This window comes from Ferrovibrio sp. (genome assembly GCF_035304305.1).
Taxonomy (GTDB): Bacteria; Pseudomonadota; Alphaproteobacteria; order Ferrovibrionales; family Ferrovibrionaceae; genus Ferrovibrio.
On sequence record NZ_DATGQG010000123.1, the window covers coordinates 15,079 to 41,576 of the forward strand.

Consider the following 26,498-nt stretch of genomic DNA (forward strand, 5'->3'; position numbering starts at 1 on the left):
TGTATTGCAAAAAGTGCATAGCTTGTGCTCGACGACAGCCGGACTACTTCGCATATTATGATGATCCAGCAACGAGTTATTCATGACCCTGCCTCCGACCGACCTCGCCGCCCTGCCCGCCGGCCTCGCCAATCACCTGCTCGGTGTTGCCGCGGCGCCACAGGTCTTTGGCCGTTTTCCAGGGCTGGATCTGCTGCCCGATGACCTGCGGAAGCCCCGCGCCGAGGTGGAGACCCTCGTCGCCACGCTGGCGGAACGCTTCGCCGCGGCGATCGAGAATCGTGACGCGATTCCCGAGCGCCTCGCCAGGCTGCGCGCCGTGCTGGAGGTGCGCGGCCTGGCTGGCGTGATCGTACCTCTGACCGACGAATACCAGAGCGAATACGTGCCGCTGCGCGCGCAGCGGCTGAGTTGGTTGACCGGCTTCACCGGCTCGGCGGGGATGGCGATCGTGCTGCGCGACCGCGCGGCGATCTGGAGCGATGGCCGCTATACCCTGCAACTGGACGCCCAGGTCGATGGCGCATTGTTCGAGCGCCGCCATATCAGCGACGATCCGCCGACCGAATGGCTGAAGACCGCGCTGAAGGCCGGCGACCGCCTCGCCTATGACCCCTGGCTGCATACCGAAGACGGCGTGCGGCGCCTGACGGCCGCCTGCAAAGCCGCCAATGCGGAGCTGGTGCCGGCAGAGCAGAATCCGGTGGATGCCGCCTGGGACGACCAGCCGCCGCCGCCGCTCGGCCCCGTGCACGTGCAGGACACCGCGCTGGCCGGTCGCCCGTCGGAAGACAAGCGCCGCGAGATCGCCGCCGCGGTGAAAGCCCGTGGCGCCGATGCCGTGGTGCTCACCTTGCCGGAATCGATCGCCTGGCTGCTCAACATCCGCGGCAGCGACGTGCCGCATACGCCGCTGCCGCTCTCCATGGCGGTGGTGGGCGCGGATGCCTCGGTCGATCTCTATATCGACGGCCGCAAGCTCGGTTCCGAGGTGCGGAAACACCTCGGCGACATACGCCTGCACGAACCGGCCGATTTCCCCGCGGCGCTGGATGCGCTGGGGCGGGCGCAGAAGACCGTGCAGGTCGATCCCGCCACGACGGGCGTCTATGTGCTGCAGCGGCTGGAAAAAGCCGGCGCCACCCTGCTGCGTGCCGACGATCCCTGCCTGCTGCCCAAGGCCTGCAAGACGGAGGCCGAACTGGAAGGCACGCGGGCGGCACATCGCCGCGACGGCGCAGCGGTCACCCGCTTCCTCGCCTGGCTGGACGCGAACGCGCCCTCCGGCCAGGTCGATGAGATCGCCGCCGCCGTGAAGCTGCAGAGCTTCCGACAGCTGGCCAACGAACTGCGCGACCTCTCCTTCACCACCATTTCCGGCGCCGGCCCCAACGGGGCCATCGTGCATTACCGCGTCACGCCCGAGACGAACCGCCGGCTTGAGCCCGGCAGTCTCTATCTGGTCGATTCCGGCGGCCAGTATCCCGACGGCACGACCGACATCACCCGCACGGTTGCCATCGGCCAGCCGAGCGAGGAGATGCGCGACCGCTTCACGCGTGTGCTGAAGGGCCATATCGCGCTCGCCATGGCCCGCTTTCCCGAAGGCACTTCCGGCCAGCAGCTGGACGCGCTGGCGCGGCATTACCTGTGGGATATCGGTCTGGATTACGACCACGGCACCGGCCACGGCGTCGGCAGCTATCTGTCGGTGCATGAGGGCCCGCAGCGCATCGCCAAGCTGGGCAGCCCGGTGCCGCTCAAACCCGGCATGATCGTTTCCAACGAGCCGGGCTACTACAAGACCGGCGCCTACGGCATCCGCATCGAGAATCTCGTCGCCGTGCGGGTCGAGATGGAAAAAGCCGAAAACGGCAAGCGCTGGCTCGGCTTCGAGACGCTGACGCGCGCGCCGATCGACCGCCGCCTGATCGACCTCAATCTCCTCACCGCCCGGGAAGTCGCCTGGCTGGACGCCTATCACGCGCTGGTCTGGCACGATATCGCGCCGCTGGTGGACGACGACACCCGGGACTGGCTGAAACAGGCAACAGCGCCGCTCGGCGCGTAAGGGAAACACCCATGCTCGACAATGCCACCCGCTCGGCGCTGGAACGGATCACCACGGCCACGCTCACCACGGTGCTGCTGAAAAAAGGTCTGCGCAATGTCTGGCTGCGCGGCGCCAGGCCGCTGACGCCGCAGGCAAAACGCATCGTCGGCGAAGCCTTCACCCTGCGCTTCGTACCGGCACGCGAGGATCTCGCCACTCCGGAAAGCTGGGCGTCGCCGAAATCGACCCGCGGCGCCATCGAAGCCATGCCGGAGGGCTGCATCGCCGTGGTCGATGCCGTCGGCGTGAAGGATGCCGGCATCTTCGGCGACATCCTCTGCGCCCGCATGCGGAAACGCGGTGTCGCCGCCCTCGTCACCGATGGCGTCGTACGCGACGGCGCCGGCGTGATCGCCACCGGTCTGCCGGTCTGGTGCAGCGGCATCGCCGCCCCGCCCAGCGTGGCCGGCCTGACCTTCGTGAACTGGCAGGAGCCGATCGGCTGTGGCGGCGTCGCGGTGTTTCCGGGCGACGTGATCGTGCTGGACGGCGATGGCGCCGTGCTGATTCCGCAGGCGCTGGTCGCGGAGGTCACCGCGCTGGCGACCGAGCAGGAGACGCTGGAAAGCTGGATCATGGGCGAGGTGGACAAGGGCGTGCCGCTGCCCGGCCTCTATCCGCCCAATGCCGAGACCAAGGCGCGCTACGAGGCGGAAAAGAAGAAGTCGTAGATCAGTTCCGCAGCCAGGCCGGCAGCCGGTTGCGCCGGCGCTGTCCGGCGCGATCGGCCATCGTCGAGCAGGCCTCGTGGTATCCCGGCGCCAGCCGGCCCGGGCGGATGCCGTGCCTTGCCAGCAGCGCATCGACATCCGAGAGCCCCGCCTCTGCCATGGCCTGCAGCAGGATATGCGCGGCGGCCGCGGCGTCGCTGTCGGCCAGATGGTGCCGCAGGGCGAAGCCGATATGCTGCGCGACGGTGGAAAGCCTGTGGTTCTCCAGATCCGGCCAGACGGCACGCGCGAGCTTCACGGTGCAGAAGAAGGACAGCGTCGGCCAGGGCTGGCCGTAATGCGTCAGCGCCGCGCGCAGCACGCCGATATCGAAGGGCGCGTTATGCGCCAGCAGCAGCGGCACGGCTTCCAGGTGCGGCAGGAGTTCATCCCAGACGGCAGGAAACTCCGGCTCGTATTCGACATCATGGGGCTGGATGCCATGGATGGCGATGAAGCCGGGATGAAACCGCATGTCATGCGGCCGGACCAGGCGATGCGCGGTCTGCAGCACCCGTCCCTCGCCGATCCAGGCCAGGCCGATGGCGCAGATGCTGCCTGGTGAGCCGCTGGCGGTCTCGAAATCCAGGGCAATGGCGGTGGCTCCGGCCACGGCATCAAGCGGTGGGATTGCACGTTCGACCAGCATGTCATCAACCGCCGATCAGCTTCAGCCACTCGTCTTCGCTGAGCACCGTCACGCCATGCTTCTGCGCCTCGGCCAGCTTGGAGCCGGCGCCCGGGCCGGCCACGACGTAATCGGTCTTCTTCGACACCGAGCCTGAGACCTTGGCGCCGAGGCTCAGCGCGCGCGCCTTAGCCTCGTCGCGGGTGAACTTCTCCAGGCTGCCGGTGAAGACCACGGTCTTGCCGGCCACGGGTGAGTCGGCAGACGGTTTCTCCGGCGGCACGACCTCCTTCAGCTCGCGCAGCAGATTCTCGATCACCTCGCGGCTGTGGCTACCGGTGGCGAAGGTGACGATGGCATCCGCCACCACGTCGCCCATCTTGTCGATGCTGTTGAGATCCTCCCAGGCCTCGCCGGTCCGGTCCTTCGCCGCATCCATGGCATCGAGCCATTTGCGCGGCGTTTCGTAATGCAGGGCGACCAGACGCGCGCGCTCCTGCCCGACATGGCGGATGCCCAGCGCATGGAGGAAACGGTCGAAGCCGATCACGCGCCGCTGCTCGATCGCCCGCAGCAGGTTGTTCACCGAAGTCTCGCCATAGCCTTCCTTCCTGCGCAATTCGTCGGCATGGCGCGGCAGGCGGAAGATGTCGGCCGGCTCCTTCAGCCAGCCCCATTCGTAGAAGGCGGCAATCTGCTTCTCGCCGATGCCCTCAATGTCGAAGGCGCTGCGCGACACGAAATGGCGCAGGCTCTCCATCGCCTGGGCCGGACAGCTGACGCTGCCGGTGCAGCGCCGCCGCGCCTCCGCTGCGCCGCCTTCGGTCTCGCGTTCGGCCGGCGCGCCGCAGACGGGGCATCTGGTCGGAAACTCGTAGGGCTTCGCATCCTTCGGCCGCTTTTCCAGCACCACCGAGACAACCTGCGGAATCACGTCGCCGGCGCGCTGGATCACCACCGTGTCGCCGATGCGGACATCCTTGCGCGCGATCTCGTCCTCGTTATGCAGGGTGGCGTTCGAAACCAGCACGCCGCCGACATTCACGGGCCGGAGCTTGGCCACGGGGGTGAGCGTGCCGGTGCGGCCGACCTGGATGTCGATATTCTCCAGCAATGTCTGCGCCTGCTCGGCGGGAAATTTGTGCGCAATCGCCCAGCGCGGCGAGCGGCTGACGAAGCCGAGGCGATCCTGCCAGTCGAGGCGGTCTACCTTGTAGACGACGCCGTCGATGTCGAAGGCCAGGGTGGCGCGCCTGGACGAAATATCGCTGTAATAGGCGAGCAGCTCGTCGAGGCTGCGGCAGGCCTTTACATGCGGATTGAGCGTGAAGCCCCAGCTTGCGAGCTTCTCGCGCACCTCCGAAAGCGTTGCGCCGAGAGGCTCCGAGGTTTCGCCCCAGCTGTAACCGAAGAAGCGCAGCGGACGTTTCGCGGTCACCGCCGGATCGAGCTGCCGCAGCGAGCCTGCCGCGGCGTTGCGCGGGTTGACCGGCACGCGGATCGCAGCCGCAGACAGGCCCTTCGCCTCACGCTCCTTCGCCAGCTTCTCCTGCTGGTCCCGGAAATCGAGAAAGTCCGCGCGGGTCATGTAGACCTCGCCGCGCACCTCCAGCACGTCGGGCCAGCCCCTGCCTTTCAGCTGGTGCGGCACGCCTTCGCGCAGGGTTCTGATATTGGCGGTAACGTCCTCGCCTTCCTGACCATCGCCACGGGTGGCGGCGCGGACCAGAATGCCCTTCTCATAGCGCAGGGCCGCCGAGAGGCCGTCGATCTTCGGCTCGGCGATCAGCACCAGCTCGTCGGATGCTTTCAGATTCAGGAAGCGGCGGATGCGATCGAGGAAATCGGCGACATCGCCTTCGGTGAAGGCGTTGTCGAGCGAAAGCATCGGCTTGGAATGCCGCACCTTGGCGAAGCCCGGCGCGGGAGCGGCACCGACGCGGCTGGATGCGCCGGCCAGGCTGGCGAGATCCGGAAACCGCGCCTCGATCTCCAGCAGCCGTCGCTTCAGCGCATCGTATTCGGCATCCGAGATGCTGGGCGCATCCTCCTGGTGGTAGCGCTTGTCATGCGCCGCGATTTCTTCTTCCAGCCGCGCATGCTCCAGCTTGGCCTGCCGGGGGCTGAGTTCCGAGACCGGCTTGGCGCGCTGCCGGCTCATGCTTCCTGACCGGCCAGCAGGCTGTCGGCGGCGGCACGCGCCGCGTCGGTGACGGTCGCGCCGGCCAGCATGCGGGCGATCTCCTCGCGGCGTTCCTTCTCGGCGAGGGGCGCAACCTCGGTCAGCGTCGTGCGGCTCTTCGCCGAACCTGCTTCGCGCTTGGCGATGCGCCAATGCTGGCCGCCTCTGGCCGCCACCTGCGGCGAATGGGTGACGACGAGGACCTGGACCTTCTCGGCAAGGCGCGCCAGACGTTCGCCCACGGCAGCCGCCGTCGCACCGCCCACACCGCGATCAACCTCGTCGAAGATCAGGGTACCGGCCGTGCCGCGGCCGGCCAGCACGACGCGCAACGCCAGCATGAAGCGGCTCAGTTCGCCGCCGGAGGCGATCTTCGCCAGCGAGCCGGGCGCAGTACCCGGGTTGGTCGCGGCAAGGAACTGCACGCGGTCGGCGCCCTCGGCGCTCCACTGTTCCGGCGGCAAGGCCTCTACCGAGGTGGTGAATTTCGCCGCGCCGAGTTTCAGCGGGCCCAGTTCGGCCATCACGGCCTTGTCGAGTTTCGCGGCTGCCTTGCGGCGGGCGGCCGAGATGGCCTCGGCCTTCGCCTGATAGGCGGCCTTCGCCTCCGTCGCCTGCTTCTGCAGCCGGCCGAGCGAGGCGGACTGGTTGTCGATCAGCGCGAGGCGCTCGGCATATTCCTCGGCGAGTCTCGCCAGCCCGTCGACCGGCACGTTGTGCTTGCGGGACGCGGCACGCAGCGCGAAGAGGCGCTCTTCCACCTTCTCCAGCTTCTGCGGATCGAGATCGAGATCGCGGGCCGTGCTCTCCAGCAGGGAAGCCAGCTCGCCCGCCTGCACCAGCAGCTGATCGGCCAGCTGCACGACCGGATCGAGCTTGCCGGCCGCCTTGTCGGCGACGCGTTCCAGCGCACGCAGGCAGGCCCGCAGCCGCGCATCGACGCCGCCGCCCTGCTCCAGCGCACTCTGCGCTTCCTGCATGGCCGTTGCGAGTTTCTCGCCGGCCTGCAGCATGCTGCGCTGTGCGGCCAGTTCCTGCTCCTCGCCCTCGCGCGGCTTCAGGTCTTCCAGCTCGGCCACGACATGGCGTAGGAAGTCCTCCTCGCGCTTCGCCTGCTCGGCAGTCTGCGCGGCCTGTGCCAGGGCGGCCTCCGCATCGCGCATCGCCTGATAGGAGGCGCGCAGCCCGGCGACTTCTTTCTCCAACCCGGCATATTCATCCAGCAGCGCCCGATGCACGGTGGCATCGGTCAGGCCCTGCTCGTCGTTCTGGCCGTGGATCTCCACCAGCATGTCGCCGACCCGGCGCAGCAGCGCAACACTGACCGCCTGGTCGTTGATGAAGGCGCGGCTTTTGCCGTCCTGGCTCAGCACCCGGCGCAGCACCAGTTCGTCGCCGGCCTCGAGCCCCTGCTCTTCCAGGATGGCATGGACCGGATGCTTCTGCGGCAGATCGAAGCTCGCGGTCACCGAGCCCTGGCTGGCGCCCATGCGCACGAGGCTGGCATCGGCGCGGCGGCCGAGCGCAAGTCCCAGAGCATCGAGCAGGATGGATTTGCCGGCACCGGTTTCGCCGGTCAGCACGCCGAGACCGGGGCCGCAGTCAAGATCGAGGCGTTCGATCAGGACAATGTCGCGAACGCCCAGCGATGTCAGCATGGTCTGCCCGCCCGGCGCGGCATGCGCTCAGAAGATGGAATTCCAGGCCCGGCCAAGCCAGGACTTTTTCTCTGCCGGTTTCGATGCCGTCGGCACTTCCTGGCCGGTGACGAGCGTATAGGTGTCCACATACCACTCGCTGCCCGGATAGTTGTATCCGAGCACGGCAGCGACGTTCTGCGCCTCGTCGATCACGCCGAGCGACATATAGGCTTCCGCAAGGCGATGCAGCGCTTCCGGTACATGCATCGTGGTCTGGAACTTCTCGATCACCGTCTTGAAGCGGTTGATTGCGGCGATGTACTGGCCCTGCCGCAGATAGTAGCGGCCGATCGTCATTTCCTTCCCGGCAAGGTGATTGCGGGTGAGATCGATCTTGAGCCGCGCGTCGCGCGCGTATTCGCTGGTCGGATAGCGCCGAACCACTTCCTCGAGCGCATTCAGCGCCTGCTGCGTGATCTTCTGGTCGCGACCGACATCGGTGATCTGCTCGTAATAGCTGACCGCGATGAGATAATAGGCGTAGGCTGCATCCTTGTTGCCCGGATGCAGCTGCAGGAAGCGTTCGCAGGCCGAGATCGCCTCGACATACTTGTTGTTCTGGTAATAGGCGTAGGCCGCCATCAGCTGGGCCTTGGTGGCCCAGACCGAATAGGGATGCTGGCGTTCGACCTCATCGAAGCCGTAGGCCGCGGCTTCCCACTCTCCGGCCGCCACGGCATCCATGGCGTTGTTGTAAAGGTCCTCGACCGGCCGCTCCACATACGGGGGTTCGCTGGTGCCGCTACAGGCAGCCAGCAGGAGAATCAGTCCCAGACCGGCAATGGCCCGACGGGCGTTCCGGTCGATGCGCGGCGAATCCAGACAGAACATCGGCATGGAAAGTGTCTCGCATGGGGCTTGGGCAAAATCAAGCTGGGCCGGCGATTCCCCTGCCATAACTCCCGGTAACCGCGAGCCTTTTTCCCGGAGATGGCGCGCAGCTCCGGTTATGTCCGTATAATTGTTCGGCTTTTTCCCCGATCGGAGAACCTATACTTCTGAACGATTTTCTCCCCGGAGGAATTCGCCTATTAGAGGTAGTGATACCCGGGTTTGGACGGTTCCGGCATTTGGTTAATCCCGCCGAGCGGGTGCCTTGTCAGGCCGCCGGACCTGCCCCAAGTAATCAACGGGCAATGAAATCGACTGTTTACGCCAAGAGGTGCCATCCATGGGGAAAATCGCTACCCGCGTTGACGAATATGTAGGTGAGCGTATCCGCGCCCGCCGGACCGAGCTGGGCCTGACCCAGGAGGAACTCGCCAATTCGCTGAAGATTTCCTACCAGCAGGTGCAGAAATACGAGACCGGCGCCAACCGCGTCAGCGCCGGCCGGCTGTTCGAGGTCGCCCAGCGCCTCCAGGTCGACATGGCCTATTTCTTCGAGGGTCTGGAGACCAAGCTGGAGAGCAAGCCGCTGGAGCATGGCGGCAAGAACCGCTCCACCATTGAGCTGGTGCGCAACTTCAGCGATATCGAGGACACCAGCATCCGGTCGGCGGTGGCCGGCCTGATCAAGAGCATCGCCGGCCGCTACAAGGAAGGCGAAGTCGTCACCTCCGGCGACTGACCGCCGCCTGAACCGGCAAGCATTCGGAAAGCCCCGCTCCGGCGGGGCTTTTCTTTTTTCCAGCGCCGGCCTGCGGATTGCCGCGGCGACTCGCGGCTTTCCGCGCCTCCTACCATATTCATGGTGTTTGGCGACATATCCTGCCCTGATAGGGTCCCTCCCAGTCCCGCCACCCCTAGGGGTAATCGCATGAAACTGGAGAGGCAGATGCGAGATAAGAAACGCAACCTGATTCGCAAGACATTGCCGATAGCTTTACTGACGGTGAGCCTTGCTCCGAGCGCGGGTATCGCGGCCGATGACAGCTGCCCGATCAAGCTGGACGACATCAAGTCCCGCATCAGCAGCCTGAGCACCGACGTGGACAAGGCCGAGGACAACGTCGAGAACGACTTCAAGTCCGCGACCAGCAGCGATTACGCCAAGAAGTTCTTCGACACCTTCAACCAGCTGAACCAGGCGGCCAAGGACGCCACCGCGCTGGTCAACACCTCCTACAATCTGGCCGGCTACACCTCGCCGCTCGCCGAAGGCAAGCAGCAGACCAAGCTGCCGCCCAAGGTCACGCTGACCATGAGCAACGCGCAGCAGCTGGCGCAGGCGGCCGCGGACGAGAGCAAGACCAAGCTCGACATCGCCCAGCTCCGCTGCAACCAGAACACCGAGGACGCCGCGCTCGGCGCCGCCCTGGGGCAGATGGACAGCGCCACGGTCGACAAGTTCAAGAAGGCGAAGAAAACCGCGTGCAAGATCGTGCATGTGGCGGCCGACCTGCAGGACAAGAAGCAGAAGCTGGATGAGATCCGCACCAACGGCTATCCGCTGTTCTTCCTGCATGCCAAGGACAAGAAAACCTTCGACGGCCAGTACACGCGCACCATCCAGTTCAAGCTCGATCTGCGCATGTACCCGATCTACCCGGATGGCGTGAAAGCCCATGACGGCAGCGATCCGAAGGACCAGCAGTTCCTGCTGGGCAAGATCGAGGGCATCCGGCTGTCCTACAACACCTGGTACAAGTGGAGCGACAACAACTGGGAGAAGCTCAACCTGTATCAGTACCTGATCAGCGACACCGGCAAGAACGACGTCTGCGTGCCGGTATTCAAGGCCACCAGCAGCGTGAGCGTGAACCTGTGCATCAAGGATGTGTCGATGAACAGCAACAAGGATGCGCTCACGATCAAGACCTACTCGAAGTTCAAGTACAAGGGCGACAGCAAGAGCGTCAGCCTGCCGACCGTGACCGTGCCGGCGCCGTTCGGCTACCTGGCCGATGTCTCCGACATGAAGGAAGAGAAGAAGAAGCAGCTGAAGGACAAGGTGGTCAATCGCCTGGCCGACGTGATGGGCAAGCATGGCGACCTGGTCAAGAAGGCGCAGGAATGGCAGGAGAAGTGCGGCTGAGCCCTCTCCGCCTCACCGCAGTGCCGCCGGGCCCGCGCCCGGCGGCATCGGCGGGCCGAGCATAAAAAAAGCCCCGCTTCCGCGGGGCTTTTTCGTTCCGGCAGAATGTGAGGGCTTACAGCGCCGCTTCGGCGACCGCGGGATGCAGCCGCGGCCCGAGATCGGCCGCCGCCAGCGGACGCTGCAGATCCCGCTTGGCATGGGTGGTCCAGGCATAGGCCGTCTCGTCGGCGAACAGCGCCTTGAGCAGCCTGTTGTTCAGGGCATGGCCCGAGCGGACGCCATGGTAGCGGCCGATGATCGGCGCACCGGCAAGATACAGATCGCCCAGGGCATCGAGGATCTTGTGCCGGACGAATTCGTCTTCGTAGCGCAGCCCGTCATCGTTGAGGATGCGGTCATGGCCGAGCACGACGGCATTCTCCAGCGACCCGCCGCGGGCCAGACCCATGGCGCGCAGCTGCTCGACCTCCTGCACGAAGCCGAAGGTGCGGGCGCGGGCGATATCGGCCTTGAAGCGGCCCGGCTCGAGCTGGAATTCCGCGGTCTGGCGGCCGATGATCTTATTGGCGAATTCGATCTCGAAATCGATGACGAAGCCTTCGCCCGGCAGCAGCGACGCGGCAGCGGCGCCGTCGCGCACATGGACCGGCTTCAGCACCTTGAGATACTTGCGCGGCGCCACCTGCTCGATCACATCGGCGCATTCGATCAGGAACACGAACGGGGCCGAGGAACCGTCCATCACCGGCACTTCCGGACCGTCGATATCGACCAGCACGTTGTCGACGCCCATGCCGGCCAGCGCGGCCAGCAGATGCTCGACGGTGCCGATGGAAACGCCTTCGCCGGCGGCGACGGTGGTGCACATGCGCAGATCGGTCACCTGGTCATGGCGGGCGCGCACCAGCGGCTTGCCCGGCAGGTCGACGCGACGGAACACCACGCCGGTATCCGGCGCGGCGGGATTCAGAACCATCTGGACCTTGGCGCCGCTGTGCAGGCCGATGCCGGAACACTTGATACGGTTCTTCAGCGTCCTCTGAGCGATCTTGCCGGCCATGACTGTCAGAACTCCTGTGCGGGTCGCGAATCGAGGACCCGCGGAAAAACGAAACCGGGGATGGTTGTAACAACCACCCCCGGCAACAACAAATCACTCTGTGTTACGAGATGTAACGCTAAAGGCTCCGCCTAACCCGTTACATCCGCTCGTCTTTTCCTCAGTTCGCCTGCCGGCGCAGGAAGGCCGGAATGTCCAGCAGATCGTCCTGCGGGCGGCTCAGAACCGGCCGCTCCGTGGCCGGCGACAGGCCCAGATCAGCCTGCCGGGGTGCGGGCTGCGGTTCGGCCGGGGCGGCCGGCCGCGAGAACTGCGGTTCGGCGTGGCGGAAGGCCGTCGACGGCTCGCTGTCACCCAGGCGGCCCCGGGCCACGCCGGTGATGCGGTCGAACAGGCTCGCCTTCTTCTTCGGCTCGGCCGGCTTGTTGACCATGTCGGCCTCAGCGAAGGGATCCGGCTGGCGCATGGCGGCCTCGGCGGCGACCCGCGGCGGCAGCTGGGCCGGCGCCGGCATGAAATGCTCGGCCTGAGCGGACGCTTCGGCGACCGCAGCGGCAAACGGACGGACCTGCGGCTGCGGCTCGGCCATGGCCGGCGCGGCTTCGGCTTCCGCAACCGCCGGGGCCGGCTCGGCCACGGCTGCCTCGGCCGGCATCTCCATCGCGACCGGCTCCATCGCCAGCGCATTCGCACCGGCGCTGATCGGCTGCTGCGTGACCTGGGCCGAGATGGCCGGCTGCATCGCGACGGCCGGCTGCTGGGCAGGACGGGCAGCGCCGAAGCTGATCGGCTTGGCCTGCGGCGGGGTCACCAGGCGGAGGCCCGGCGAGGCCTGCGGCTTCGGCTCGGACTGAGCGGCGGCATCGATACCGGTGGCAACCACCGATACCCGCATGCGGCCTTCCATGTTCGGATCCAGCGTCGAACCGACGATGATGTTGGCTTCCGGATCGACCTCCTCGCGGATGCGGTTGGCGGCTTCGTCGACCTCGAACAGGGTGAGGTCCGGACCGCCGGTGATGTTGATCAGCACGCCGCGGGCGCCCTTCATCGAGATATCGTCGAGCAGCGGATTGGCGATCGCCCGCTCGGCGGCTTCGATGGCGCGATGGTCGCCGTCGGCCTCGCCGGTGCCCATCATGGCCTTGCCCATCTCGCTCATCACCGAACGGACGTCGGCGAAGTCGAGGTTGATCAGGCCGGGCATGACCATCAGGTCGGTGATGCCGCGCACGCCCGACTGCAGGACGTTGTCGGCCATCTTGAAGGCGTCGGCGAAGGTGGTCTTCTCGTTCGCCACCCGGAACAGGTTCTGGTTCGGGATGATGATCAGCGTGTCGACATACTGCTGCAGCTCGCGGATGCCGTTCTCGGCCAGGCGCATGCGCTGCGTGCCTTCAAAGGAGAACGGTTTGGTCACCACGCCGACGGTGAGGATGCCCATCTCCTTCGCCGCCCGGGCGATCACCGGGGCGGCGCCGGTGCCGGTGCCGCCGCCCATGCCGGCAGCGACGAAGGCCATATGGCAGCCCTGCAGGTGTTCGACGATCTGGTCGAGCGATTCTTCCGCCGCCGCCCGGCCCACATCGGGCTTGGCGCCGCAGCCCAGCCCCTGGGTCAGGGTGACGCCGAGCTGGATGCGCCGCTCGGTCAGCGACATGTTGATGGCCTGCGCGTCGGTATTGGCGGCGACGAAGTCAACGCCTTCGAGCTGGGCGTTGATCATGTTGTTGACCGCGTTTCCGCCGGCGCCGCCGACGCCGAAGACGACGATGCGGGGCTTCAGTTCCCGCGTGGTCGGCATGCTGAGATTGATACCCATGTTCTCCTCCAGGGTTAACTGATGCAATGAACAAAGTCGCGCTGCGTTGCAAGCGACATTCGTGAGACCGCATGGATGCTGCTTGTTTTGATCATCGTCCTTGCCATGCGATCAGAAATTGGTGCGCAGCCAGCGGCCGATTCGTGAGAAGGCGCCGCTTGGTGCAGGGTCGGGTTCGGGCAGACGGATGATTCGCTCGGCCGCCTGCTGTTGCGCATAGGAGAGAAGACCGGCGCAGGCCGAGAAGGCCGGCCCGCCGGTTGCCTCGGCCAGACCACCCACACGGATGGGGCGGCCCAGACGGACCTGCTTGTCGAGAATGCGCGCCGCCAGTTCGCGCACCCCCTGCAGCTGACTCGCACCGCCGGTGAGCACGACCCGGCGTCCGGCCAGCTTCTCGAGTCCCGACTGCGTGAGACGCTCGCGCACCTGTTCCAGCGTCTCCTCGAGTCGGGGCTTGATGATGCCGGTGAGAATCGAGCGCGGCACCTGGTTATGGGCATGATCGTCGGTCTCACCCACCTGGGGCACGTCGATCGTCTCGTTGTCGTCCGACGGACTCGGCAGCACCGTGCCATAGAGCGTCTTCAGCCGCTCGGCATGGGCCAGCGGGGTCGACAACCCGCGCGCGATATCGTTGGTGACATGCCCACCGCCGAGCGGTACCACATCGGCATGCACCAGCTGGCCGTCGTAGAAAACGGCCATGCTGGTGGTGCCGCCCCCCATGTCGATCAGCGTAACGCCGAGATCCATCTCGTCCTCGACCAGACAGGCGAGGCCCGAGGCGAACGGCGCCACCACCCGGCCGGCGATGCGCAGATGGCCGCGCGCGACGCAGGTGGCAAGGTTGCGCAGCGGGCCCGAGCCGGCGGTGATGACGTGCATGTTCACGCCTAGCCGCTCGCAGGCCATACCCCGGGGGTCCTTGATCCCGCGCGAGCCGTCGATCGTGTAGCCGACCGGGATGGAGTGAATGATCTCGCGGTCGCTGGGCGTCTGGTGGCGACGGCCATGATCGAGGACCAGGGCGACATCGTGGTCGGTGACCTCATGGCCGTCGATGGCAACCTCGACACCCACGGTGTGGGACTGCGGATTACCGGCATTGATGCTGATGAAGACGTCGCGGATGGTTTCGCCGCACATCCGCTCGGCCGTCTCGACGGCGGCGCGGATCGACTGCTCCGCGGCATCCATGTCGACGACATTGCCGTTGCGCAGGCCACGCGACAGCTGATGCCCGATGCCGATGACCCGCAGCGTGCCGCCATCGGCCCGCGCGATAAAGCAGCACACCTTGGAGGAACCCACGTCCAGAGTGGCAATCAATCCATTGCGCGATACCGCCATGGCCTTACTTCCCCTGCCTTTTCTGACCCATCTTCCGGCCGTCTCTTGTCATGTCCGCTTCCCCGTCTTCTTTGCCGGGGTAACCACCGGCGGCGGCGGCTCCGCCTCCGGGCTGAGCCGTACGATCAATCGGTCGTCCTGACGCAGATCCACCATCTCCAGATCGCGGCGCAGCAGGCCGTGACTCTGCTCGAGCGCGATCAGCCGGACCCAGGCCTGCTCGGGATTCTCCTCCGGCAGGCGGACGATCACGCCGTTGTCGAAAGCGATGTCCCAGCGCCGTCCGCGCACGCGGGTGGCATGCACGACGCGTGCGGCCAGCACCGGATCGATCTGCAGCATGTCGAGCAGGTCCTGCGCCTTGTCGGACGCGCCGGCGCCGACCAGCAGCAGACGGTCGGCGAAATCCGGGCGGTCACCGTCCTCGAGCACCCGGCCGGTCTCGTCGATCAGGTAAATGTGGCCGTCGATCTGCCAGCGGGCGAAGGGCTCGCGCTCGACGATCTCGATATGCAGCGTGTCTGGCAGCTGGCGCCAGACGGTCGCCTGCTTCACCCAGCCGATCGCCTCGACCCGGCGGCGCAGGGTATCCAGATCGAGCGACAGGATCGGATCGCCGCGTTCCACGGCCACCGCCTCGGCCAGCATCTCCAGCGGCGTATGCACGCGCCCGCGCAGATTCACTTCCGCGAGCCGGAGCTCGACGCTGGCGCCCGCCTCGCCGAGGAATTCCTGCGCCGCGATCTGCGCCTGCGCCGGCCAGTCGGTGCGGAACCAGACATAGGCGCCGCTGCTGCCGACAAGCGCTACGGCGATGAACAGCAGGGCCAGCCGGATCCGCCGCCACAGCACGGAGGGCGGCCGGCGCCGCGCCGGTGGCAGCGGCCGGCAATAACCCTTCGGCCGCGCTGGCGGCAGCGCGGGGGCGCAGGGCGCGCAGGGGCGATCTTCCGGCAGCACGACTAACGGCCGCATGACGCATCCTCCACCATCCAGCGCACCAGCTCGGCAAACGAGATGCCGCTATGGGCGGCGATCTCGGGCACCAGAGACAGCGGGGTCATGCCCGGCTGGGTGTTGATCTCGAGCAGGTAGAAACGGCCCGGCTCGCCGGCGGTGTCGTCATAGCGCCAGTCGGAGCGCGTCACCCCGCGGCAGCCCAGCGTGAGATGGGCCTTCAGCGCCAGCGCGCAGATCTCGTCATAGACCGGCTTCGCCAGCGGCGCCGGCATCAGATGGGTCGCCTTGCCGTCGGTATATTTGGCCTCGTAGTCATAGAACTTGCCGTGTGCCCGGATCTCGATGGCGCCGAGCACGCGGTCGCCCATCACCGCCACCTGGATCTCGCGCCCGGGAATGTAGCGCTCGACCAGCACGTGCTCGCCGAAATGCCAGCTGGCGTCGTCCTGCGGCTGGTAGTTGTCGCCTTCGAAGACGATATGCACGCCCACCGAGGAACCCTCGTTCAGCGGCTTGATCACGTAGGGATGCGGCATCACCGGTCCGCCGGAGAAGGCCGAACGGTGCACCACCCTGCCCTCCGCCATCGGCAGGCCGTGGTTGCGCCAGACGTCCTTCGCCATCGGCTTGTTCATCGCCAGTGCCGAGGCGAGCACACCGGAATGCGTGTAGGGAATGCCGAGAATCTCCAGCAGCCCCTGCACCGTGCCGTCCTCGCCATAGGGACCATGCAGCGCGTTGAAGGCGACATCAGGCTTGGTGGCGTCGAGCTTCTGGGCCAGATCGCGGGCAACGTCGATCTCGCTGACCCTGAAGCCATCCTCGCGCAGGGCCTTGGCCACCGCGCGGCCCGAGGTGAGCGAAACCTCGCGCTCCGACGACCACCCACCCATCAGGACGGCGACATGCGGCTTAGCCATGGCTGCCATCCTTCGGCCTGCCGATGCGCCGGATCTCCCAGCGCAGCTCGATGCCGCTCTGTGCCTTCACCTTCTCGCGCACGGTTTCGCCCAGCGTCTCGAGATCGGCGGCGGTTGCATTGCCGCGGTTGATCAGGAAATTGCAGTGCTGCTCGGATACCTGCGCATCGCCCACCACGAGGCCGCGGCAGCCCGCCGCATCGACCAGCTGCCAGGCCTTGTGGCCGTCCGGATTGGCGAAGGTGGAGCCGCCGGTGCGGGCGCGGATCGGCTGGCTGCCTTCGCGGGCTGCCTGGATCGCGTCCATCCGCGCCTTGATCGCCGCCGGGTCGCCGGCCTGTCCCTTCAGCCGCGCCCGGAGGAAGATCCAGGTTTCCGGCACGCCGCAATGGCGATAGCCGAACTTCATCTCGACCGGCGACAGGCGATGCAGATTGCCCTGTTCGTCCAGCGCCTCGGCCCAGACCAGAACATCCTTGAATTCGGTGCCGTAAGCACCGGCATTCATGCGCAGGCCGCCGCCGATGGTGCCAGGAATGCCGCGCAGGAATTCCAGCCCGGCAATGCCGTGCATCTGCGCGGTCTGCGCCACGTTGACATCCAGTGCACCGGCGCCCGCTTCCACCTCGTCGCCCTCGGCCTCGATCTCGACAAAGCCGCGGCCGAGGCGGATCACCACACCCGGCACGCCGCCATCGCGCACCAGCGTATTGGAACCGACACCGAGAACGGTCACCGGCACATCCGCGGGCTTGCCGCGCAGAAAGGCAATCAGGTCCTCGCGGTCTGCCGGGCGGAACATCACTTCCGCCGGACCGCCGACGCGGAACCAGGTGATATCGGCCAGCCCGGCATCGGCAGTCAGCCGGCCGCGCACGGCGGGAAGCCGCGCGATCAGGCCCTGCTGCTGCGGAAGCTGCGTGGCTGCCATCATGCCGCCCCCCTGGAGAACAGCGCCTGCAATTCACCGGGCAGCGCGTTGGCCCAGGTCGTGATGCTGCCGGCGCCGAGGCAGACCACGAGGTCGCCCGGCGCGGCTTCGGCCTTGATCATCGCCGCCAGACGCTCCGGTCCCGTCAGCGGCAGGACATGGCGATGGCCGCGCTCGCGCAGACCCTGGACCAGGGCGTCGCGATCCACGCCTTCGATCGGCGCCTCCCCCGCGGCATAGACATCGGCGACGATCACCTTGTCGGCGTCGTTGAAGCAGGTGCAGAAATCCTCGAACAGGTCGCGCAGACGCGTGTAGCGATGCGGCTGCACCACGGCGATCACCCGGGCCTCGGGATTGTCGCCCACCGCCAGCCGCGCGGCGCCCAGAACGGCGGAGATCTCGACCGGGTGATGGCCGTAATCGTCCACCACGGTGATGCCGTTGGTCTCGCCGGTGATGGTGAAGCGGCGCTTGACGCCCTTGAAGCCGCCGAGTGCCCGGCGCACCACGTCGGCATCGAAGCCCATCTCGCGGGCGATGGCCGCCACCACGAGGGAATTCTGGACATTATGGTGGCCGAACATCGGCAGATGCACGCCGGTGATGGTCTCGGACTCGTCGCGGACCCGGTCGGTGATGTGGATGTCGTAATGGGCGCCGCGATTGTCGAAGCGGACATTGACGGCGCGTACGTCGGCCTGCGGCGAGAAGCCGTAGGTGACGATGCGCCGGTCGGTGATGCGGCCGATCAGCGTCTGCACTTCCGGATGGTCGATGCAGAGCGTGGCGAAGCCGTAGAAGGGGATGTTCTCGACGAACTGCTTGAAGCCGTCGCGCACCTTGTCAAAGCTGCCGTAATGGTCGAGATGCTCGGGGTCAATATTGGTGACCACGGCAATCGTCGCCGGCAGCTTCAGGAAGGTGCCATCGCTCTCGTCGGCCTCGACAACCATCCACTCGCCGGCGCCGAGCCGGGCATTGGTGCCATAGGCGTTGATGATGCCGCCGTTGATCACGGTGGGGTCGACACCGGCCGCTTCCAGCAGGGCCGCGACCAGCGAAGTCGTCGTCGTCTTGCCATGGGTACCGGCGATGGCGATGGCCCATTTCAGGCGCATCAGCTCGCCCAGCATCTCGGCGCGACGCACCACGGGGATGAGCCGCGCGCGGGCAGCCTTCACTTCCGGATTGTCGGGCTTCACGGCCGAAGAGATCACCAGCACCTCGGCGGCGGCGACATTCTCCTCGCGATGGCCTTCGAAGACCGTGATGCCGAGATCGCGCAGGCGTTTGACGTTGTAATTGGCCGACAGATCCGAACCCTGCACCTGGTAACCCAGATTGTGCATGATCTCGGCGATGCCCGACATGCCGATGCCGCCGATGCCGACGAAATGGATGATACCGATGTCGAGCGGCAGCGCTCTCATGCCGCAATCCTTTTCACAGAATGATCTTTCGATGTTGCCTTGCTGCCCACCCCGGCCGCCTTGCGGCGTTCGGCAACGAGGCGCTCGACCAGGTCGGCGAGCGCCTGCGTCGCCAGCGGGCGGCCGACGCTGCGCGCGGCGGACGCCATGCGGGCGAGTTCCGCCGGATCGCCGAGCAGGTCGTTGAACATTGTCGCGGCACGCTCGACGGTGAACTTGTCCTGGGCGATCACGACGGCACCGCCGGCCTGCGCCAGCGCCTGCGCATTCGCCGTCTGGTGATCGTCCATCGCATGGGCATAGGGCACCAGCAGGCTGGGACGGCCGATCACCGCGATTTCCGCCGTGCTGCTTGCGCCCGAACGGCTGACCACCAGATGTGCGGCGGCGAGACGCTCGGCCACGTCGCCGAAGAAGGTCGCCGTTTCAGCCTGGATGCCGGCCTGCGCATAGGCATTGCGCACGCGCTCCAGATCTTCCGGACGGCATTGTTGCTGCACCTTCAGGCGGCGCTTGATGTCCTGCGACAGGGCGGCCAGCGCGGCCGGCACGATATCGGACAGCACGCGGGCGCCCTGGCTGCCGCCCATGACGAGAACCGAGATGCCGTCGGCCGGCGCCTCGTAAGGGCGGTCGGCGGCGGCAAGAATAGCCGGCCGCACCGGATTGCCGGTCACCGTGGCAGGGATGCGCGCCGGCAGGAACCGCGTCACCGGGAAGGAGGTGGCGATGCGGTCGGCGCGGCTGGCGACCAGACGGTTGACGCGGCCGAGCACGGCATTCTGTTCATGGATCAGCACCGGCACGCGCTTCATCCGCGCGGCCAGCAGCAGCGGCAGGGCAGGATAGCCGCCGAAGCCGACCACGGCCGCCGGCTGCGTCAGGCCGATCAGGTTCAGCGCGCCGAACACGCCGCGCGCGATCTCGAACAGGGCCGCGATCTTGCCCGGCAGCGAGCGGCCGCTCGGCGTGCCCGAGGGGATGCGATAGAGCGGCAGCTCCGGCAGATTCTGCCCGAAGCCCTTGCCGCGCGTGTCGGTCACGAGGCCGACGCGATGGCCGCGGCGCAGCAGCTCGGCCGCCAGAGCCTCCGCCGGGAAGACATGGCCGCCGGTACCGCCCGCGGCGAGCAGGATGGGAGTCGCGACAGCGCTCATCGCATGCCTCCCTGGTCGGGACGCCAGCGGGTCAGCGCCAGCAGCATGCCCATAGCGAAGGCCAGCGCCAGCAGCGACGAGCCGCCATAGGATATGAACGGCAGGGTCATGCCCTTGGTCGGCAGCAGATGCAGGTTCACGCCGATATTGATCAGCGCCTGCAGGCCGAACTGCGTGGTCAGGCCGGCGGCGGCCAGCAGCACGAACAGATTGGTCTCGGTCATCAGCCGCGACAGGCAGCGCAGCACGATGAAGGCGAAGACGCCCACGATCAGCAGGCAGACCATGAGGCCGAATTCTTCGCCGGCAACGGCGAAGATGAAGTCGGTATGGGCATCGGGCAGCACGCTCTTCACCGAACCCTCGCCCGGGCCACGCCCCCAGATGCCGCCGGCGGAGAAGGCCTCCATGGCGCGCTCGATCTGGTAATTCTCCTTGTTGGCGGGATCGAGGAAGCGGTCGATGCGGCTCGCCACATGGGGGAACATCAGATAGGCGCCGAAGATGCCGGCGAGACCCAGCGCGCCGAGCGCCAGTACCAGCACGATCGGCAGGCCGGCGATGAAGAACTGTGCCAGCCATACCGCGCAGACAACGACGGCCATGCCCAGATCGGGCTGCAGCAGCAGGATGCCGACGACCAGCGCGCAGAGGCCGGTCGAGATCGCCCAGCCGGGGAAGCCCGTGCCCTTGCGCCATTCGGCGAACAGCCAGGCGGCAACCACGGCGAAGGCCGGCTTGACGAATTCGGAGGGCTGCAGCGACAGGCCGCCCAGCGAGATCCAGCGATGGGCGCCCTTGACTTCGTAGCCGATCACGAAGGTGAGCATCATGCCCGCCAGCGCGCCGGCGAAGACGATGGCAGCCACGCGCCGCACGCCAACCGGATCGAGCAGCGAGGTCGCGATCATGATCAGCAGGGCCGGAACCAGGAAGATGATCTGGCGCTGCACGAAATGGAAATTGGCCAGCCCGATGCGATGCGCGACCGCCGGCGAGGCGGCGAGCGTCAGCACGGTGCCGACGGCAATCAGCACGGCGATGGCGATCAGCAGCCAGCGATCGACGGTCCACCACCAGCGGCCGAGGATGGAGGTATCGGTGCGCGAGAAGGTGATCATGCCGCAGCCCCCGTCACGGCGCCCCGCCGGGCCACCAGCTCGATGAAGGCGTCGCCGCGATGTTCGAAGCTCTTGTACTGGTCGTAGGAAGCGCAGGCCGGCGAGAGCAGCACCACCGCGCCCTCGATCCCGTCGCGCCGCGCGGCCGCCAGCGCGTCATCCAGCGCCACCTCCAGCGTCCCGCAGAGCCGGTGCGGCACCGCGCTGCCCAGCGTGGCCGCGAAGGCCGGCGCCGCCTCGCCGATCAGGCTGGCGTGGCGAATGCGGGGGAAGAACGGCCGCAGACTGTCGATGCCGCCCTCCTTCGGCTTGCCGCCAGCGATCCAGTAGATCGTCTCGAAGGAGGCCAGGGCCTTCGCCGTGGAATCGGCGTTGGTCGCCTTGGAGTCGTTGATGCACGGAATGCCGTCGATCACGCCGACGCGCTGCAGGCGATGCTTCAGGCCGGGGAAACTCGCGATGCCCCTGCGGATCGTCTCCGCGTCCAGCCCGGCGGCGCGGGCCGCCGCATAGACGCAGGCGATATTCTGGCCGTTATGGGCACCCGGCAGGGCGGCGAAATCCAGCGCGAAGACTTCGCGGCCGTTTTCACACAGCTTGCCGTCAATGGCGCTGATGCCGTCGTCGAGCCTGCGCTCGATGGAAACCGGAACGATGCGGCGGCCGCTCTGCTGGGCGGCCAGCCGGTCGTGGATGCGGCGGCAATACTCGTCATCGACTCCGATGATCGCCGTATCGCCCTCGCCCTGGCCGGCAAAGATGCGGGCCTTGATCGCGGCGTAGGTTTCGATATCGCCATGGCGGTCGAGATGGTCCGGCGTGATGTTGAGCAGGATGGCGATATCCGCCTTCCAACCCGGCGTGAGGTCGATCTGGAACGACGACATCTCGATCACGTAGATGCCGCTGTCGTCGGCGCCGAAGCGCGGCAGGTCCAGTGCCGGCGTGCCGATATTGCCGCCCAGGGCCGTCCTGCGCCCGCCCTGCTGCAGCACATGGGCAAGCAGCGCCGAGGTGGTCGACTTGCCGTTGGTGCCGGTGATGCCGCAGATGCCGATGCCGTTCGCCGGCTGCAACTCGCGCAGCAGCAGTTCGATATCGCCGAGCACCGGGATGCCGGCGCGCGCGGCCGCGGCAACCACGTCATGCGGCGCGGGATGGGTAAGCGGAACGCCCGGCGCCAGCACCAGACCGCTGCAGCCGGCCAGCGCGGCATCGTTGAGGGGCACGGGACGAAGCCCCGCGGTCTCCGCCGCGCTGCGCGCGGCTTCGGTATCGTCCCAGGGCCGCACCTGCGCACCGCCGGCAACAAGCGCCCGCGCGGTGGCCAGCCCGCTGCGCGCGAGCCCGAACACCGCCCAGGTCTGTCCACCGGTATGATGCAGTGCGATCATCCCATCACCGCAGCTTGAGAGTGGCAAGGCCGGCCAGCGCCAGGATCACCGAGATGATCCAGAAACGGATCACGATGGTCGGCTCCTTCCAGCCCTTCTTTTCGAAATGGTGATGCAGCGGCGCCATGCGGAAGACGCGCTTGCCGGTCAGCTTGAAGGACGCGACCTGCACCATCACCGAGATGGTCTCGAGCACGAAGAGGCCGCCGATGATGGCGAGCACCAGTTCATGCTTGACGATGACGCTGATCGTCCCCAGCGCGCCGCCGAGGCTGAGCGAGCCGGTATCGCCCATGAAGACGGTGGCCGGTGGCGCGTTGAACCACAGGAAGCCGATCCCGGCGCCGACAAGGGCGCCGCAGAGCACGGCCAGCTCGCCCGCGCCGGCCACGTAGTGGATCTGCAGGTAGTCGGCGAAGACACGGTTGCCGGCCAGATAGGTGATCAGGCCGAAGCTGGCCGCGGCGATCATCACCGGCACGATGGCGAGGCCGTCAAGACCGTCGGTCAGATTCACGGCGTTCGAGGCGCCGATCATGACGAAGACGGCAAACGGAATCATGAACCAGCCGAGATTGAGCAGCACATCCTTGAAAAACGGGATCGCCAGGCTGGTATTCAGCGGCGCGGCGGCAATGTCGCTGATCCACACCGCCGCCGCGCCGGCAAACAGGAGCTGCAGGCCGAGCTTGAGCTTGCCCGGCACGCCTTTCGGATTCTGCTTCGTCACCTTCAGGTAATCGTCGTAGAAGCCGATCAGGCCGAAACCGAAGGTGACGAGCAGCACCGCCCAGACATAGCGGTTGGTAAGATCGGCCCAGAGCAGCGTGCCGACGGCAAGGCCGAGCAGGATGAGCAGTCCGCCCATGGTCGGCGTGCCACGCTTGGTCAGCAGATGGCTTTCGGGTCCGTCATCGCGGATCGGCTGGCCCCGCCCCTGCTTTGCGCGCAGCCAGTTGATCAGCGGCTCGCCGATCCAGAAGGCGAGCACCATGGCCGTGAGGACCGCGCCGCCGGTGCGGAAGGTCAGGTAACGAAACAGGTTGAACACCTGGAATTCGTTGGCCAGCGGATAGAGCAGATGATAGAGCATTCGCGGTCTTACCTTGTCACCATCCGTTGGCCGCGCGCGGCGCCGGCGCGGGCGTCAGAAGATCATCGATCACCTTGTCCATGCGGCTGCCGTGCGAGCCCTTCACCAGAAGGACGTCGCCGCTGCGGATCGCGCGCCGCAGCGGAGCCAGGAGTTCCGTGGAGTTCGCCGCATGATGGCCGCGCCGCGAAACCGGCAGCGCCTCGTAAAGCGCGCGCATCAGCGGGCCCGCGGCAAAAACCAGATCTATGCCGTCCCGCTCCAGATCGGCGGCCAGCCCGGCATGGGCGGCCTCGGCATCGGGCCCCAGTTCGAGCATGTCGCCCAGCACGGCGATGCGACGGCCGCGGGAGCCCGGCTTGGCCATGGCCAGAACGGCGAATGCGGCGCGCATGCTGGTGGGGCTGGCATTGTAGCTGTCGTCGATCACCTCAATCTCGCCGCCGTCACGCCAGTGCAGGACGTGCCGTTCGCCGCGGCCCTTGGGCGCGGTCACGCCCGCCAGCGCCATGCCGGCCTCGGCGAGGTCGGCGCCGGCCGCCTGCGCCGCTGCCAGTACGCCCAGCGCATTCAGCACCCAGTGCCGGCCCGGCGCGCCGATCTTGAACGTCATCGGATGGCCGAGGATGTCTGCCGCGACGCAGGAGCAGGCAGCATGCGGCGCATATTTGACCAGCCGCGCCTGTGCCTCGCGGCTTTCGCCGAAGCCGATCACCTCCGAGGCGCCGGCAGCACGCGCGGCCGCCGCCGCGCGCTCGAAATGCGGCGTATCGCGATTGATCACCGCGATCCCGCCGGGCTCGAGGCCGGCGAAGATCTCCGCCTTGGCATCCGCGATCCCTTCGATGCCGGTGAAATTCTCCAGATGCACCGCCTCGATCGCGGTGATGACGGCAACATGCGGCCGCGCCAGCGTGGACAGCGGCGCGATTTCGCCGGCATGGTTCATGCCCATCTCGATTACGGCATAGCGGCTGTCCACCGGCATGCGCGCGAGCGTCAGCGGCACGCCCCAGTGATTGTTCAGATTGCCCGTGGTGGCATGGGTCGCGGCCTGCTCGGCAAAGACATGCCGCAGCATTTCCTTCGTGGAGGTCTTGCCGACGCTGCCGGTTACCGCGACGACTTTCGCGCCGCAGCGCTGCCGTGCCGCGGCCGCCAGCGCATTCAGTCCCTCGAAGGTATCCTTCACCTGCAGCAGATTGGCGCCGGGCGGGAGGGTTTCCGGCACGCGGTCCACCATCGCCGCGGCGGCGCCCTTCGCCAGCGCATCGGCGACGAAAACGTGACCGTCGAAATTCGGACCGCGCAGCGCGATGAAGAGATCGCCGAAGGCAATGCTGCGGCTGTCGATCGAGATGCCGCTGGCTGTCCAGAAACCATCACTGCTGCCCTGGGTGGCGCGGGCAGCTTCGGCGGAGGTCCAGAGCGCGAAACTTTCCATTAATCTTTACCTCCGTATGGTGCGCTGCCCGAACCAGAACCGGAATCGATTGCGGACACGGCTTCGCGCGCGACCAGGACATCATCGAACGGACGGGTTTCGCTGCCGACGATCTGGCCCTGCTCATGGCCCTTGCCGGCGATCAGCAGCAGGTCGCCGGGCTGCAGCGATTCAACGGCGGCAAAAATCGCCTTGCGCCGGTCGCCGATCTCGATGCCTCCGGGACAGGCCGCCATGATCGCGGCGCGGATCGATGCGGGCTCCTCGCTGCGCGGATTGTCATCCGTCACATAGACACGATCGGCCAGCTTCGCGGCCACGGCGCCCATCAGCGGCCGCTTGCCGCGGTCGCGGTCGCCGCCACAGCCGAACACCACGACCAGGCGCTGCGTCGTATGCGGACGCGCCGCCTTCAGCACCGTCTCCAGCGCATCCGGCGTATGGGCATAGTCGACGAAGACGGAAGCGCCGTTTCCGCGCTGGGCCGCCTTCTGCATGCGGCCTGGCACGCCCTGCAGCTTCTCCAGCGTTTCCCAGGCCGCAGCCGCATGGCCGCCGCAGCCGATCACGAGCCCCAGAGCCGCCAGCACATTGCCGGCCTGGAAGCCGCCGATCAGCGGCAGGTCGGCTTCGCGGCGCACGCCGAGAATTTCCGCCTCGATCTGCAGGCCGCCGACATGCGGCACGGCCGAGAGCAGCTTCAGCTCGCTGCCGAGCATGCCGTAGCGCAGCAGGCGATGCTGCCGGCCGCGGCAGAGATCCTCCACCTTCACGCCCAGCGCGGAGTCCATGTTGATCACCGCCGTGCCATGCGGAGGCAGCAGCGTGTCGAACAGGCGCATCTTGGCAGCGAAGTAGGCCTCGACCGTCGGATGGTAATCCAGATGGTCCCGGGTGAGGTTGGTGAAGGCGGCCGCTTCCGGCTTCACGCCATCGAGGCGGTACTGGTCGAGGCCATGGCTGGAAGCCTCCAGCGCGAGATGCTCGATGCCGGCACCTCTGGCGATGCTCAGCAGCTCGTGCAGCCGCACGGGGTCCGGCGTGGTATGCGCGAGCGCCTCGCTGACGCCGGTGCCATGCAGGCCGAGCGTGCCGAGGCTGGCGCTGCTGATGCCCTGCTGCGCCCAGATCTGTGCGGTGAAATTGGCCACCGAGGTCTTGCCGTTGGTGCCGGTCACGGCTGCGATATGCTTCGGCTGTGCGTCGAAGAAGGCCGCGGCCATGAGCGCCAGGCGGCGGCGCGGATTGGCATCGGTGACGAAGGGGATCTGCCCGGCATAGGCCGGATCGACCTGGTCGCTGAGCACGGCGACGGCACCCTTCTCGCGCGCATCGGCAATGAAGCGGTGCCCGTCGGCCTGCGTGCCCTTCAGCGCCGCAAAGAGGTAACCGGGCCGCACGGCGCGGCTGTCGGCCGTGATGCCCGCCACGTCGAGCTGGGCGGCGCGCGGATCGAGATTCAGGTCGCGGCAGAGATCACTGAGACGCAAGTTTCTT

At 67.0% G+C, this 26,498-nt stretch carries 21 protein-coding genes; 4 read left to right on the top strand and 17 right to left on the bottom strand.

Features of this window, described 5'->3' with window-relative positions; translation table 11 throughout:
• Window positions 1-82: 82 nt before the first annotated feature.
• Both VKZ87_RS13750 and VKZ87_RS13755 read left to right on the top strand, forming a co-directional pair.
• Window positions 83-2,071: an aminopeptidase P family protein gene (locus tag VKZ87_RS13750; protein ID WP_324221829.1), complete on the top strand. Its 1,989-nt coding sequence runs from the start codon at window positions 83-85 to the stop codon at window positions 2,069-2,071.
• A gap of 11 nt (window positions 2,072-2,082) precedes the next feature.
• Window positions 2,083-2,784, top strand: coding sequence for a ribonuclease activity regulator RraA (locus VKZ87_RS13755; protein ID WP_324221830.1), 702 nt, complete (start codon window positions 2,083-2,085; stop codon window positions 2,782-2,784).
• Window position 2,785: 1 nt separating this feature from the next.
• Here VKZ87_RS13755 and VKZ87_RS13760 read toward each other — a convergent pair whose 3' ends face one another.
• From VKZ87_RS13760 to VKZ87_RS13775, 4 genes are read right to left on the bottom strand one after another with little or no spacing between them, the layout of a single operon-like run.
• A complete protein-coding gene (locus VKZ87_RS13760) occupies window positions 2,786-3,472 on the bottom strand; it encodes a 3'-5' exonuclease (protein ID WP_324221831.1) in 687 nt (228 codons plus the stop codon).
• Window positions 3,473-3,476: 4 nt separating this feature from the next.
• Window positions 3,477-5,612 (bottom strand): NAD-dependent DNA ligase LigA, encoded by a 2,136-nt coding sequence (gene ligA, locus VKZ87_RS13765; RefSeq protein ID WP_324221832.1) that lies wholly within the window; start codon window positions 5,610-5,612, stop codon window positions 3,477-3,479.
• On the bottom strand, window positions 5,609-7,291 hold the full coding sequence (gene recN / locus VKZ87_RS13770) for a DNA repair protein RecN (protein WP_324221833.1): 1,683 nt from the start codon (window positions 7,289-7,291) through the stop codon (window positions 5,609-5,611). Before recN ends, ligA begins: the two co-directional genes overlap by 4 nt.
• A 27-nt stretch (window positions 7,292-7,318) precedes the next feature.
• Window positions 7,319-8,170: an outer membrane protein assembly factor BamD gene (locus tag VKZ87_RS13775; RefSeq protein ID WP_414655655.1), complete on the bottom strand. Its 852-nt coding sequence runs from the start codon at window positions 8,168-8,170 to the stop codon at window positions 7,319-7,321.
• 334 nt (window positions 8,171-8,504) lie between these two features.
• Between VKZ87_RS13775 and VKZ87_RS13780 the strand changes: the two genes are divergently transcribed.
• Entirely contained in the window at window positions 8,505-8,903 is a 399-nt protein-coding gene (locus tag VKZ87_RS13780) for a helix-turn-helix transcriptional regulator (protein WP_324221834.1), read from the top strand.
• A gap of 207 nt (window positions 8,904-9,110) precedes the next feature.
• Window positions 9,111-10,310, top strand: a complete 1,200-nt coding sequence (locus tag VKZ87_RS13785) for a hypothetical protein (RefSeq protein ID WP_324221835.1) — start codon at window positions 9,111-9,113, stop codon at window positions 10,308-10,310.
• Window positions 10,311-10,425: 115 nt separating this feature from the next.
• Here VKZ87_RS13785 and lpxC read toward each other — a convergent pair whose 3' ends face one another.
• The 13 genes from lpxC to VKZ87_RS13850 form a co-directional block, all read right to left on the bottom strand.
• Window positions 10,426-11,373 carry a UDP-3-O-acyl-N-acetylglucosamine deacetylase gene (gene lpxC, locus VKZ87_RS13790; RefSeq protein ID WP_324221836.1) on the bottom strand — a complete coding sequence of 316 codons (948 nt, stop codon included), beginning with the start codon at window positions 11,371-11,373 and terminating at the stop codon, window positions 10,426-10,428.
• A 160-nt stretch (window positions 11,374-11,533) separates the two neighbouring features.
• Window positions 11,534-13,195, bottom strand: coding sequence for a cell division protein FtsZ (gene ftsZ / locus VKZ87_RS13795; RefSeq protein WP_324221837.1), 1,662 nt, complete (start codon window positions 13,193-13,195; stop codon window positions 11,534-11,536).
• A 111-nt stretch (window positions 13,196-13,306) separates the two neighbouring features.
• On the bottom strand, window positions 13,307-14,548 hold the full coding sequence (gene ftsA, locus VKZ87_RS13800) for a cell division protein FtsA (protein ID WP_324221838.1): 1,242 nt from the start codon (window positions 14,546-14,548) through the stop codon (window positions 13,307-13,309).
• Window positions 14,549-14,596: 48 nt separating this feature from the next.
• Window positions 14,597-15,523, bottom strand: coding sequence for a cell division protein FtsQ/DivIB (locus VKZ87_RS13805; RefSeq protein WP_324221839.1), 927 nt, complete (start codon window positions 15,521-15,523; stop codon window positions 14,597-14,599).
• A complete protein-coding gene (locus VKZ87_RS13810) occupies window positions 15,511-16,428 on the bottom strand; it encodes a D-alanine--D-alanine ligase (protein ID WP_324221840.1) in 918 nt (305 codons plus the stop codon). The genes VKZ87_RS13805 and VKZ87_RS13810 overlap by 13 nt, the downstream gene beginning before the upstream one ends.
• Window positions 16,421-17,362 (bottom strand): UDP-N-acetylmuramate dehydrogenase, encoded by a 942-nt coding sequence (murB, locus tag VKZ87_RS13815; protein ID WP_324221841.1) that lies wholly within the window; start codon window positions 17,360-17,362, stop codon window positions 16,421-16,423. Before murB ends, VKZ87_RS13810 begins: the two co-directional genes overlap by 8 nt.
• A complete protein-coding gene (gene murC / locus VKZ87_RS13820; RefSeq protein ID WP_324221842.1) occupies window positions 17,359-18,792 on the bottom strand; it encodes a UDP-N-acetylmuramate--L-alanine ligase in 1,434 nt (477 codons plus the stop codon). The genes murB and murC overlap by 4 nt, the downstream gene beginning before the upstream one ends.
• Window positions 18,789-19,949 (bottom strand): undecaprenyldiphospho-muramoylpentapeptide beta-N-acetylglucosaminyltransferase, encoded by a 1,161-nt coding sequence (gene murG, locus VKZ87_RS13825; protein WP_324221843.1) that lies wholly within the window; start codon window positions 19,947-19,949, stop codon window positions 18,789-18,791. The genes murC and murG overlap by 4 nt, the downstream gene beginning before the upstream one ends.
• Window positions 19,946-21,070, bottom strand: coding sequence for a putative lipid II flippase FtsW (ftsW, locus tag VKZ87_RS13830; RefSeq protein ID WP_324221844.1), 1,125 nt, complete (start codon window positions 21,068-21,070; stop codon window positions 19,946-19,948). The genes murG and ftsW overlap by 4 nt, the downstream gene beginning before the upstream one ends.
• Window positions 21,067-22,464: a UDP-N-acetylmuramoyl-L-alanine--D-glutamate ligase gene (murD, locus tag VKZ87_RS13835; protein ID WP_324221845.1), complete on the bottom strand. Its 1,398-nt coding sequence runs from the start codon at window positions 22,462-22,464 to the stop codon at window positions 21,067-21,069. The genes ftsW and murD overlap by 4 nt, the downstream gene beginning before the upstream one ends.
• Before the next feature lie 4 nt (window positions 22,465-22,468).
• Window positions 22,469-23,557: a phospho-N-acetylmuramoyl-pentapeptide-transferase gene (gene mraY, locus VKZ87_RS13840; protein ID WP_324221846.1), complete on the bottom strand. Its 1,089-nt coding sequence runs from the start codon at window positions 23,555-23,557 to the stop codon at window positions 22,469-22,471.
• A gap of 16 nt (window positions 23,558-23,573) precedes the next feature.
• Window positions 23,574-25,001 carry a UDP-N-acetylmuramoylalanyl-D-glutamyl-2,6-diaminopimelate--D-alanyl-D-alanine ligase gene (locus VKZ87_RS13845; protein ID WP_324221847.1) on the bottom strand — a complete coding sequence of 476 codons (1,428 nt, stop codon included), beginning with the start codon at window positions 24,999-25,001 and terminating at the stop codon, window positions 23,574-23,576.
• Window positions 25,001-26,498: UDP-N-acetylmuramoyl-L-alanyl-D-glutamate--2,6-diaminopimelate ligase (locus VKZ87_RS13850; RefSeq protein WP_324221848.1), on the bottom strand; the 1,498-nt coding region annotated here is incomplete at its 5' end. The genes VKZ87_RS13850 and VKZ87_RS13845, both read right to left, overlap by 1 nt.